This window comes from Erythrobacter insulae, from assembly GCF_007004095.1.
GTDB lineage: Bacteria > Pseudomonadota > Alphaproteobacteria > Sphingomonadales > Sphingomonadaceae > Erythrobacter > Erythrobacter insulae.
On record NZ_VHJK01000001.1, the window covers coordinates 337,659 to 350,196 of the forward strand.

The window sequence follows — 12,538 nt, forward strand, 5'->3', positions numbered from 1 at the left end:
AAGCGCCCATATTACTGATTGTTCTGACGTCCCAGGAACCGCGGGATGCTGAGCGCGGGCGCATCATCGTCGTCATCGTCATCATCGCTCTCATCCGATCCCGTGCGGGACAGGTTGGCCATGCGTTCAAACAACGTACTGCCCCCGCCTGATGCTGCGGCAGGTTTGGCGGGTGGAGAACCGCCTTGCGAGGCAGAGCCGCTATCACTGCTCGGGCCGTCTTCGCTTTTCCCACCATCGGCATCAGCGCCAGCAGACCCTCCAAGAAGGCTCTTGCGCCGACTTCCACCTAGGCGCGCCTCAACAGGCTTATCCTCTTCGCTCAGACGATCAGCGTCACCGAAGATATTGTCTTCATCGCCGTCAGCGGCATACTCACCTGTCAGATCCAGTGGCTCTTCCGTATCGCCGCTTTTGAAGCCACTATGGCTAGCGGAACCCAAATGGCTGTCATCAGCCGGATCGGCGAGTGCCGCGTTACCGGCATCGGACGAATCATTAGGCTCATCATCTGCACCGCGCAGCCCGGCAAGCGGATCGACAATGCCTTCAACATCATCGTCTTCCTCAGCTTCACCCATATCATCGCCTGCTTGCATACCGCTGAGATCAAACGGTTCCGCTTCGTTAGCAGGCTCGAATTCAGGTTCCGCGTCGGACTCAGATTCGGTTTCAAAATCAGGAAGCTCTGGCGCAGTCAGGGTCATCGGCTCTTCATCGGTCAGATCACCGCCCGCCTCTTCAGCGACCTCGCTCTCACCAGGAAGTTCAAGGACCGGGCGCTTCGGAGCGCGCGAGCTTGACAGCGATACTTGCGTGCGTTGATCCGCGCGACCAGCAGAGGTGGGTTCAATACCCGTGGCAACTACAGAAACGCGGATCTTCCCATCGAGGTTGGGGTTAAACGCACTACCCCAAATGATATTGGCATCCTCGTCTACCAGTTCACGAATGTGGTTTGCCGCTTCGTCCACTTCGAGCAGCTTCATATCTTCGCCGCCGATGATCGATATGATCACGCCTTTGGCACCCTGCATACTGACACCGTCAAGCAGCGGGTTGGCGATGGCCTGTTCCGCGGCATCAAGTGCACGGGTTTCGCCTTCGCCCTCGCCGGTGCCCATCATGGCTTTACCCATCTCACTCATCACAGAGCGAACATCGGCAAAGTCGAGATTGATCAGGCCGGGCATCACCATCAGATCGGTGATTGAGCGGACACCCTGCTGGAGAACTTCATCCGCCAGCTCGAACGCTTCTTTAAATGTAGTTTCTGCTTTGGCGATCAGGAACAGATTCTGGTTCGGAATGACAATCAGTGTGTCAACGCATTCCTGAAGTTCGGCGATCCCTGAATCGGCGGCCCGCATCCGGCGCGTGCCTTCGAAGAGGAATGGTTTGGTAACAACGCCGACGGTCAGCACACCCTTGCGCCGCGCAGCCTCTGCAATGACCGGCGCTGCACCTGTTCCCGTGCCGCCGCCCATGCCTGCCGCGATGAAGACCATATTCACGCCTTCCAGCGCTTCCTCGATCTCTGCGACGGTTTCTTCAGCAGCGGCCTTACCCACTTCGGGACGAGCGCCTGCACCCAGACCGCCCGTGATATCGGGACCAAGCTGGATCCGCTTTTCAGCCGGACTCGTGCTCAATGCCTGCGCATCGGTATTTGCGACAATGAACTCGACGCCTTCGATTTCAGAGGCGATCATATTGGCAATCGCATTGCCACCTGCTCCGCCGATCCCGACTACGGTAATCCGCGGACGAAGGTCATCAGTTGCTGCCGGTCCGATATTGATGCTCATTTTGCTCTTCCTCTAAGCAGACGGGGCGCCCCTGTTATATTTGCCGCCTGGTCACACTTTTTTGCTCTTTGTGCTTGTGCCACATACGATACAAGCCCGTTATACCGCAGAAATCCTTATCCACAGTGCCTTATTAACTTTCATACACCACGCATCGCCGTGATAACATCTCGTCTTCGTTCAGAAATACTCTTTCATCGCCCGAAACAGCCTTGCAAAACCGATCGTACCGGCAAGGCCGCCGCTGCGATTGACCTCCTGATGCCGCGCGCCAATCGCGCGAATATCGATGGGATCATCTGCGGCATACAGGCATAGACCGGCCAGCGTTGCGAACCCCGGTGTGGAGTGCGCTTCCGGCAGACCAGTAAGCGAGGGCGCACGGCCAATACGCACGGGCATACCAAGCGCGCTCTGAGTGTATTCAGCAAGCCCGGCAAGCTCCGCCCCGCCGCCGGTCAGAACGACCTGACCCGCATTAGGTCCGAAAAATCCCATTTCTTTCAGAGATTTGCTGATCGCTATCGTCAGTTGCGAAAGTTGCTGTGTGACAACCGAGACCAACTCTGCGCGCGGGATCCGGTTCTTCTCATCGGCACCGCGGGCGACCGGGCCTGTTGCATCCTCATCCCATCCGTCATTCGGGCCGTTTACCGGGATCATCTCGCGGTGGTCGGTTGGACTGGCGATCGCCGATCCCGAAACGCATTTCAAACGCTCTGCCTGAAAGCGCCGAATACCGAACGCGCTGGCGATGGCATCGGTGATGTCGCCTGATCCCATCGGGATCGCGCGCAGGCCCAAAAGCATCCCGCCAGCGAAAACGGAAACATTTGTAACATCTGATCCGATTTCAACCAAAGCCACGCCCAATTCGCGTTCTTCCAGCGAAAGACAGGCATATCCTGCTGCCAAAGGCGCGGCGACCACGCCTTCTACTTCCAGATGAGCGCTTTGAACCGCCTCCATCAAATTGCGTACCGGCGCGCCATCGGCCAACATAACATGGACATCCACACCAAGCCGCTCCGCATGCAAATTGCGCGGATTGGCAACCCCATGCGCACCATCCAAAGTGTAATGCGCAGGCTGTGCGTGCAGGACGGTGCGGCCATCTGGCTGGATCATATCGCGCGCAGCGACCAGCAAATGCTCCACATCGTCTTCTTCGATACGCCGCCCGCCAATTTCAATTTCGACTTTCGAGACGCGGCTTTTCAGGCCGGCGCCAGCGCATGCGATCCAAACGCTTTGGACGCTTTGCCCTGCGTTTTTCTCCGCCCGCTCCACGGCATCGCGAATGGCATACGTCGCCGCTTTCATATCGGTGACATAGCCGCGCTTGATCCCTTGGCTGGCGCGGTGTCCCGATCCAAGCACGATCAAATCACCGGTTTCGGTTTCTCCCATTATCATGGCCGAAATTCGGAATGACCCGATGTTCACCGCGCCGAATATCTTCGCAAGACGTGCACGAGGCGCGACTGTTTTGGGTTTCGCGGCCGCGCTCACGGTGCGTTTCCGGCCAACAACTGAACGTTATCGGACCGGCCCGGAACGCGCATGTAAACGCGCGGCGGATCCCGCATATCGAAACTGGTCACTTTACCGCCTAAAAGCCGGTTTTGCCCGTCCATTCGGGCGAATTTGACCAAAGCGGATGCAGCGTCATCATCGCCTTCGGGAAGCGCGAGAACCTGATCCGTTTTAAAAGTCACATTCCAGCGGCGATTACCCACCCATTCTGCGCCGGAAACCTGCGGCTGAAGCGCAGGTGCAGCTGCCAGCAGTCGGTCCAGATTGCCAACCTGCTTGGCCGATCCGGGGCCGGAAATGCGCAGCATATCCTTAGCCTTTTCGCTGGATATCGGCGCGAGCTCGTGGCCTGCTGCATCGATCAGGACAAGCCGGTCGGGCTTTTCCAAAACGGCGTGCGGTTTGCGTTCAACAATGTCTATCGCCAGCGTATCGGGCAGTTGAACAGAAACGCGCGCGTCCGCGACCCAGGAAAGTTCCATAAGATCCGCGCGCAGCTGTTTGATATCGACCTGCGTCATTGCCTGACCGCGCCGTGCAAAACCCAGCGCGTAGACTTCGCCTTCGTCCATGCGCTGTGTGCCGGTTACACGCACCTGACGCGCTTCGAACCCTGCATCGGCAGCGATCTGGGCCACCTGCGCCTGAGCCAATGCCGGCACGCCGGCAAGGCTGGCGATAAACCATGCGAGCGCCAGCGCCCCGCCGATGATAATCGTCAGCCAGATACGGCTCCATTGTTCCTCTGTGAATGGCAGCAGGCCCATTGCACCGTCAACGATACCCGTGGTCTTTGCCTTGGCGCGGCGCGCGCCTGCGGCGCGGCTCTGTGATTTCGCCGCGCGCCGGACCCCTTTGCCGCTTGAGCGGGTGATTTTAGCCATTGCCGGCCTCTCTGTTCTTCATATCGTGGACCCGCAGCGCTTCCAGCACGATCATCTCGCACAGTTCGGGATAATCGATGCCAGCATGGCGAGCCTGTTCAGGGACCAGGCTTAACGGAGTCATTCCAGGCTGGGTGTTCGTTTCAAGGACAAACAGACCTTCCTCACCCGCTTCATCATCCCAGCGGTAGTCCGTCCGGCTGGTCCCGTGACAGCCCAGCAAAGTATGCGCACGGATCGCGTAATTCTCGCAAAGGGCTGCTATCTCAGGCGGGATATTTGCCGGGCAAACATGCTGCGTGCGGCCTTCGGTATATTTGTGTTCGTAATCGTAAAAGCCGGTATCGATGATCAGTTCGGTCACGCCCAAAGCGCGCGGGCCAGATGGCCCGTCGATCACTGCAGTGGTCAATTCGCGCCCTTTGATAAACGGTTCGGCAAGCAATTCGGAAAATTCCTGCCACGGGCCTTTGGCGCCGCGGGCGATGGGATTGCCGATATCGCTGTCCTCGGTAATGATCGCCACACCGACAGACGAACCTTCGTTTACGGGTTTGAGAACATATGGCCGCGGCAGCGGATCGCGCTCGAACAATTCCTCTGAGGGGACAATACGCCCGCCGGGCATTGGAATGCCATTGGGAACAAGCGCCTGTTTGGTCAGCTGTTTATCAATCGCTATCACCGACGTGGCGACGCCGGAATGGGTATAGGGAATGCCCATCAGATCGAGCATACCCTGAACCGTACCGTCTTCGCCCGGAACGCCATGCAGTGCGTTAAAGACAACATCTGGCGCGGCCTCGGCAATCCTTTGCGCAACGTCGCGGCCCATATCGATTTCGGTGACGCGGTAACCCTTGCTTTCCAGCGCATCGGCAACGCCGCCGCCGCTCATCAGCGACACTTCGCGTTCATTCGCCCAGCCGCCCATCAGGACTGCGATGTGAAGGGGTTTGGTCATGCTCGTCCCACTCGCTGAATTTCCCATTCAAGCGTTACACCTGATTTTTTGTAGACACGCTCTCGCACTTCTTCGCCTAACGCCTCGATATCCGCGCTGGTTGCATCGCCGGTATTGATCAGGAAATTTGTGTGCTTTTCACTAACCTGCGCGCCGCCCAATTGAAAGCCGCGGCACCCCGCCTCGTCAACCAGCTGCCACGCTTTACCGCCTTCGGGGTTCTTGAAAGTTGATCCGCCGGTTTTGGTTCGCAGAGGCTGCGATTCCTCGCGTGCTTGTGCGATCCGGTCCATCTCAACACCAATATCGGCCGGATCACCCGGCGTTCCTTCAAATCGTGCAGAAACAACAATTGCGCCTTCGGGCAGTGCCGAATGGCGATATGTGTATTGCAGGTCTGCGACCGGCAATGTGACCAGCTCTCCATCGGGCATAATCACGTCACAATCGATCAGGATATCGGCAACTTCGCGCCCATACGCCCCGCCATTCATCCGAACAAATCCGCCAACAGTACCGGGAATGCCGCGAAGAAATTCCAGCCCCGCGATACCCGCGTCGCGCGCCTTTGAAGCGACCAGAATACCGCTGGCCCCGCCGCCGCATATAAGCGCCGTCTCCCCTGTCACATCGGCTTTCGCAAACGGTTTGCCCAGCCGGACAACCACGCCGGGGACACCGCCATCGCGGATAATCAGATTGGAGCCTAGCCCCAGCGGCATAACCGGCATGACCCCGCCGAGCCGCGCCATGAACAATTTAAGATCGGCCAGATCGGCGGGTTCAAACAGCCAATCGGCAGGTCCGCCGCTTTTGAACCAGACGAGCTTTGCTAAGGGCGCCTTGCAGGTCAGATCTCCGCGAATACCATCCAGCGGAATGGGCGCGGACGCAGCGCCTTCAATCGCGCAGTCCGGGGCAGCCCCATCATCCCATCCTTGCCAATCGTCAGGTTGTGTCGTCACACTCATGCACCCCGCAATGATTCAATCGCAGGGGCAAGGCCAGCAGCCCAGCGCGTGATATCCCCCGCGCCGAGGCAAACAATGATATCGCCAGCTTCGATTTCTGCGGCCAGCACCTGCGCAAGCTCGGTTTCGTCGCCGATCACCGCTGCCGAACGATGGCCACGCGATTTCAGGCCAGCGACCAATCCAGCCGCATCTGCGCCTTCGATCGGGTCTTCGCCCGCTTCATAGACCGGCGTGACATACACCATATCGGCATCGTTAAAGCAGGATTGAAAGTCATCCATGAGATCGTGCAGCCGGGTGTAACGGTGCGGCTGGGCCACAGCGATAACGCGGCCTTTCGGGACGGCCTCTCGCGCTGCACCCAATACAGCGCGGATTTCGACCGGATGGTGCGCATAATCATCGATCACGCTCACCTTTGCGCCTTTGACTGCGATAGAACCGACATTGGTAAAGCGGCGGCGAACCCCGCTGAAACTACCGAAACCGGTTTTGATCACATCGTCGGCACAGCCCATTTCAATCGCAACGGCAATCGCGGCGAGCGCATTTTGGACATTGTGACGCCCGGGCATGGGTAGATGGACACCTTCGATCCGGCGATCTTCTTCGCCGCGCTGACGCACCATGACATCAAAAGTATTTCCGCCTTCATTCGGGCGAATATTGACCCCGCAAATATCCGCCTGAAGCGAAAATCCGTATGTCACAACCTTGCGATCACGCACATTGCCGATGACGGCCTGAACCTCAGGATGATCAACACACAGAATTGCCGCGCCGTAAAACGGAACATTGTGAATGAACTCGACGAACGCCTTCTTCACACCATCAAAATCACCGTAGTGATCCAGATGCTCCGGATCGATGTTTGTCACGACAGCGATCGTACCATCAAGCCTCAGGAAACTGCCGTCGCTTTCATCGGCTTCGACCACCATCCAATCGCTATCGCCCATCCGCGCATTGGAGCCGTATTGCTCAATAATACCGCCATTGATCACCGTTGGATCGACATTGCCCGCATCCAGCAGCGCGGCGATCATGCTGGTCGTCGTCGTTTTGCCATGCGTTCCTGCGACTGCGACGGTTGATTTCAGGCGCATAAGTTCCGCCAGCATTTCGGCGCGGCGCACCACAGGGATGCGGTTTTCCAGCGCAAAGGCGACTTCGGGATTGGTGCGGCGAACGGCGGTGGATGTGACAACCACTGCAGCGCCTTCGACGTTGTCAGCTTCATGGCCGATAGCGATTTTGACGCCGCGCGAGCGAAGCCGCTCTACGACCGGGCTTTCTTTGATGTCGCTGCCTTGAACTGTGTAACCAAGGTTCGCCATGACCTCGGCAATGCCGGACATGCCGATGCCGCCGATACCGACAAAATGGATGGTTCCAATATCTGTGCCGACGCCCTTCATGCGGCCACGTCCTTTTGCGAAGCGTCGCGAGTTGCTGTCTGGGTCTTATTTGCCACTTTTGCCGCGCGCGGGTTTGTCTCTCCCACGCGAACGACATCCATCAAATCAATGCCAGCCATGCTTTCTACCAGATCGGCCAGATTTTTCGCCGCATCAGGATAGCCGCAATTCCACGCGCCATGCGCTGCATTTGCGAGGCTTGATGGGTTTTTGGCCATCGCCTGAATCTGTTTGGCCAGCTCTTTTGGAGTGAAGCTTGATTGCCGGATCATTCGCGCCCCGCCAGCTTTCACAACATCGCGGGTATTCACTGCCTGGTGATCGTCGGTTGCAATGGGAAGCGGGATTAATATTCCGGGCCTGCCAACAGCTGTAAGCTCCGCAATCGTCGACGCCCCTGCCCGGCCAATGAACAGATGCGTATCTGCAAGCCGTTCGTGCATGTCTTCGAAATATGTACCAAGTTCAGCGGCGATGTTGTGGCTTGCATACCGCTCACGCACGCGGTCCACATCTTCGCTGCGGCATTGCTGCGTTACCTGAAGACGCTGGCGCAGACCATCAGGCAGCATGGAAAGGCCGTCGGGAACTACATCGGAAAGCACGCTTGCCCCCTGGCTGCCGCCGGTGACCAGAACCCGCAGCAAACCGTCTTCGGTAAATGCCGGAAATTCCTCATCTCGCAGCGCCAGCACATCCTCGCGCACCGGGTTCCCCACCAGATGCGTCTTGGATCTGAATTTGGGCTTTAGCCGCTCAACCTTGGAATACGATGTCGCGATCGCTTCAACCCGGCTCGCCAGCAATCGGTTAACCCGGCCCAAAACGGCATTTTGTTCGTGAACGATGCTCGGCACGTCGGCCGATGTCGCCGCTAGCAGCGCAGGCAGGGCCGGATATCCGCCAAAGCCGATGACCGCGCTCGGTTCGAAACTTTCAAACAGACGCAGGGCCATATTGCGCCCCTCCATCACCGCGCGCGCGCCATTTATCCAGCTGAACGGGTTCTTTCCAAACCGTCCCGCCGGAAGGACATGCGCGGTCAGACTATCAGGTTTGCCAGGTATATTGGCGCCGCGCTCATCGGTAATCAAAGCGACGTGATGGCCGCGCGCCTCAAGCTCGGTTGCGAGAGCAAAAGCGGGGATCAAATGACCACCTGTTCCGCCTGCAGCAAGAACGAAATGCCGGCTGGCTCCGGTCTGTACCGGTTGCACGGTTTCGCTGGTCATGCGGTTTCCTCCCTTTGCCCGGTTTTCGGGCGATCCAATAGGTCTTTCAGCCCGGAGCTTTCACGCGCAAGAAACGGATTGCGCCGGGTGATTGCAAGCAACAGCCCCACTGTAAAACAAACCGCCCAAGTCGACGATCCGCCGTAACTGATCAGCGGCAAAGTCATCCCCTTTGACGGGAACAGCTGCAAATTCACCAGAATGTTGATGAATGCCTGTCCCCCGATTTGGGTAACAAGGCCCGCCCCTGCAAGCAGCGCAAACAGATTGTCTTCATCGACCAACCGCATCAACGCCTTACCAATAATCGCAAGATAGAGCAGGACGATTAGCCCGCACATTAACAGGCCGAATTCTTCACCGATCACAGAGAAGATATAATCTGTGTGCGGTTCGGGCAGGTTCATTTTGCGAATTCCAAGCCAGAGCCCGCTTCCGGTCCACCCGCCAGCCAGCAAGGTGCGCTGCGCCAAATCGACCTGATCAAATGCCGTTCCTCCGCCGAGGAAAGAATCGATGCGATAACGCGCATTGTCATACAGGAAATACGCCGCAGTCAGCGCGACAAGCCCGGCACCGATCAACGCGGCGATGCGTTGAATCGAAACCCCGGCGAGCAGCACCAAAACAAACCAAACCCCGCCAAACAGGATCGTCGCGCCAAGGTTGGGCTGCAGCATCAGCAAAACAGCGATTAGCCCCATGATTGCCGTTACGAAAGTTAGAACAGGCAAATTCTGGTCGCGCAGTTTCAGGCTGAGGATCCACGCCAACACGATTGCAAAGCCCGGTTTCAGGAATTCGGACGGCTGCATCGACATGCCGAATTCGAGCCAGCGCCGTGCCCCGTTTTTCTCTGCGCCAATGATCGGCACCAGAAACAGCAAGAACAAGAACCCGATAAATGCCAGTATCCCGAGCCTGCGAGCCGTTTCCCGATCCAGAAAGGAAACACCGATCATTCCGCCGATGCCCATAATCTGGAACATAATGTGCTGGCGCAGATAATGGAATTCCCCGACTTCGATGCCGCGCCGGGCCAATTGCTCCGAGGCGGCGGGTGCAGCAGCGGCGACCGCCACCGTCCCCAATGCCATCAGCAACAGGATCATGCACAGCAACCATTTGTCGATCTCACGCCACCAGATACGCATATGCTCGCTGAGCTTGCGATTGGCAGGGACCGGTGCATGGAAAGTCCGGTCACCGCGCGGCGAGGCCATGGTTCCGTGGGCGCTCATGGTGCGATATCCGTATCAAAAGCTGCGGGCGTACAGTCGCCGAATTCAGCGATCACACCCACCAGCGACCGGAAATGTTGGCCGCGTTTTTCATAGTCACGGAATTGGTCAAAACTGGCGCAAGCTGGCGAAAACAGGACCACATCGCCCGCCGCAGCAGCCTCGCGGGCCCGGCTGACAGCTTCGCTGACCAGCTCGCATCTCTCGACTTTAGGAACGCGTCCCTCAAGCAGTTCGGCAAAGCGCGGACCGGCCTCGCCAACGGTATAGGCCGCCGCGATATTGCCGAGCATCTTTTCACATTCGCCCAGACCATCTTCTTTAGCCAATCCGCCGACTATCCAGTGGACACGCGGGGCATAGCTGCGAATATCGGCCTGAGGAGGAAAAGCGGCCAGTGCCGGAGCCGTGGAAGCGGGATTGGTTGCCTTGCTATCATTGATAAACAAGACGCCAGCCTCTTCGCATACCAGCTCCATCCTATGCGGCAGATTGCGGAACCTTGGCAAAGCATGACGCCATTGCGGCTCGGTCACGCCCAGTTCTTCAGCCAGAGCAACGGCGACCGCCACGTTTTCCAGATTGTGCGGCCCTTGCAGGCTGGGCCAGTCTTTTTGCATTTCTGCAAAGCGGGCTAGATCGGCGGGAACTGCGCGGCCATTTGGTCTGCGCCCCTGCTCAGCACGCATGATCGCACCCGCAGGCTCGTGAAGCGATCCGAACACAGCAAAGCGTTGCGGCGACTGCATGGCAAACAGCCGCGCTTTTGAGGACGCGTAGGCGGCGAAGCCCGAATATCGATCAAGGTGATCAGGGGTGATATTGGTGAGCGCCGCTGCATCGCAATCAAGATTGAAGGTCAGATCAATCTGATAGCTCGACAGCTCCAGAACATAGACGCCGGCGCCGTGATCATTCGGAGAGAGCGGTTCGCGAGACAGGATAGGCTCACCAATATTGCCTCCCATTACCGCAGGCAGACCGGCCATTTCCAGAATATGGTGCAGCAAGGCTGTTGTCGTCGATTTCCCGTTCGTACCGGTAATGCCAATAACCTTGTGATCGTCCAGCTCGCCGCGCGCGAGTGCGAACAATTCAATGTCGCCAATAACAGGCACGCCGAATTTTTCCGCATGCGGTTTGATAGGGTGCGTATTCAGCGGAACGCCGGGAGACACGACCACGCCGGCAAATCCGCTCAAATCCATTTCGAGCGGGTCAGCCATGGTGCAGCGCCCCTCAAACGGTTCCCGCGCGACATCCTGACGGTCCCACGCGGTTACTTCGGCTCCGCTGGCAAGCAAGGCCTCTACCGTCGCCGCACCGGAGCGCGCGAGGCCGAGGACGGCATAGCGTTTTCCGGAAAAGACAGCAGAAGTGATCACGCGTTCGCCCTTACCTCAGCTTCAATGTGGCAAGGCCCACGAGCGCAAGAATGATGGAGATGATCCAGAATCGGATCACAACCTTGCTTTCGCTCCAGCCCAATTGTTCGAAATGGTGGTGGATCGGCGCCATGCGAAACACGCGCTTGCCGGTCCGTTTGAACCAGAACACCTGAATAATAACCGAAACCGCCTCAAGCACAAAAAGGCCGCCGACGATAGCGAGCACGACTTCGTGATGGCTGGCAACGGCGATTGCGCCCAATGCCCCGCCCAATGCCAGCGAACCGGTATCGCCCATAAATACCGCCGCTGGCGGCGCGTTGAACCATAGGAAGGCGAGCCCCGCTCCCATGATTGCCGCGCAGAAAATCGCAAGCTCTCCTGCTCCCTCTACGTAAGGAATGCCAAGATATTCGCTAAAATCGGTCCGGCCAACGAGATAGGCGATGATCGCAAACGTACCCGCCGCGATAATCACTGGCATAATCGCCAGTCCATCCAGCCCATCGGTCAAATTCACAGCATTGCCCGCGCCAACGATCACAAAGCCCGCAAACAGGTAATAAAACGGTCCCAGCGGTATCTCTACATTGGAGAAGAACGGCACATACAAATTGGTGCTGATCTGGCTTACGATAAGATACGATGCGACCCCTGCAACCACGAATTCAGCAAGCAACCTGATTTTGCCCGAGAGGCCAGCGTGGCTGTTTTTGGTGACTTTGTCATAATCGTCCATGAACCCGATCAGGCCGAAACCGATTGTCACAGCCAAACATGCCCAAACCAGCGGGCTGTTCAAATCCATCCACAACAGCAGCGACAAGATCAGCGAAACCAGGATCATCAGGCCGCCCATTGTCGGCGTCCCCACCTTGGCCAGATGGCTTTGCGGACCATCGGCCCGGATTGGCTGCCCTTTGCCCTGACGCACGCGGAGCATATTGATAAAACGCGGACCGATAATCAGGCCCAGAACCAGCGCCGTCATCAACGTCGCTCCGAAACGGAACGTTTGATACCGCACAAGATTCAGCGCGCCTTCAAATCCAAGCCATTCCGCGAGTAAATAGAGCATTCAGACCCCTTGCCC

10 protein-coding genes are annotated in these 12,538 nt (G+C 57.8%); all 10 read right to left on the reverse strand.

Annotated elements, in window-relative coordinates; translation table 11 throughout:
• Positions 1-11: 11 nt before the first annotated feature.
• Positions 12-1,808, reverse strand: a complete 1,797-nt coding sequence (gene ftsZ / locus FGU71_RS01685; protein ID WP_142786963.1) for a cell division protein FtsZ — start codon at positions 1,806-1,808, stop codon at positions 12-14.
• A 180-nt stretch (positions 1,809-1,988) separates the two neighbouring features.
• Positions 1,989-3,320 (reverse strand): cell division protein FtsA, encoded by a 1,332-nt coding sequence (gene ftsA, locus FGU71_RS01690; RefSeq protein WP_234035594.1) that lies wholly within the window; start codon positions 3,318-3,320, stop codon positions 1,989-1,991.
• Positions 3,317-4,228: a cell division protein FtsQ/DivIB gene (locus tag FGU71_RS01695; protein WP_142786964.1), complete on the reverse strand. Its 912-nt coding sequence runs from the start codon at positions 4,226-4,228 to the stop codon at positions 3,317-3,319. The genes ftsA and FGU71_RS01695 overlap by 4 nt, the downstream gene beginning before the upstream one ends.
• The gene (locus FGU71_RS01700; RefSeq protein ID WP_142786965.1) at positions 4,221-5,192 is read right to left on the reverse strand and encodes a D-alanine--D-alanine ligase; all 972 of its coding nucleotides are present in this window, start codon (positions 5,190-5,192) and stop codon (positions 4,221-4,223) included. Before FGU71_RS01700 ends, FGU71_RS01695 begins: the two co-directional genes overlap by 8 nt.
• Entirely contained in the window at positions 5,189-6,163 is a 975-nt protein-coding gene (gene murB / locus FGU71_RS01705) for a UDP-N-acetylmuramate dehydrogenase (protein WP_142786966.1), read from the reverse strand. Before murB ends, FGU71_RS01700 begins: the two co-directional genes overlap by 4 nt.
• Positions 6,160-7,584: a UDP-N-acetylmuramate--L-alanine ligase gene (gene murC / locus FGU71_RS01710; RefSeq protein WP_142786967.1), complete on the reverse strand. Its 1,425-nt coding sequence runs from the start codon at positions 7,582-7,584 to the stop codon at positions 6,160-6,162. The genes murB and murC overlap by 4 nt, the downstream gene beginning before the upstream one ends.
• Positions 7,581-8,816, reverse strand: a complete 1,236-nt coding sequence (gene murG / locus FGU71_RS01715; protein ID WP_142786968.1) for an undecaprenyldiphospho-muramoylpentapeptide beta-N-acetylglucosaminyltransferase — start codon at positions 8,814-8,816, stop codon at positions 7,581-7,583. Before murG ends, murC begins: the two co-directional genes overlap by 4 nt.
• Positions 8,813-10,057 (reverse strand): FtsW/RodA/SpoVE family cell cycle protein, encoded by a 1,245-nt coding sequence (locus FGU71_RS01720; protein ID WP_142786969.1) that lies wholly within the window; start codon positions 10,055-10,057, stop codon positions 8,813-8,815. Before FGU71_RS01720 ends, murG begins: the two co-directional genes overlap by 4 nt.
• A complete protein-coding gene (gene murD, locus FGU71_RS01725; RefSeq protein WP_142786970.1) occupies positions 10,054-11,442 on the reverse strand; it encodes a UDP-N-acetylmuramoyl-L-alanine--D-glutamate ligase in 1,389 nt (462 codons plus the stop codon). Before murD ends, FGU71_RS01720 begins: the two co-directional genes overlap by 4 nt.
• 10 nt (positions 11,443-11,452) lie before the next feature.
• On the reverse strand, positions 11,453-12,523 hold the full coding sequence (gene mraY, locus FGU71_RS01730; protein ID WP_142786971.1) for a phospho-N-acetylmuramoyl-pentapeptide-transferase: 1,071 nt from the start codon (positions 12,521-12,523) through the stop codon (positions 11,453-11,455).
• Positions 12,524-12,538 lie beyond the last annotated feature (15 nt).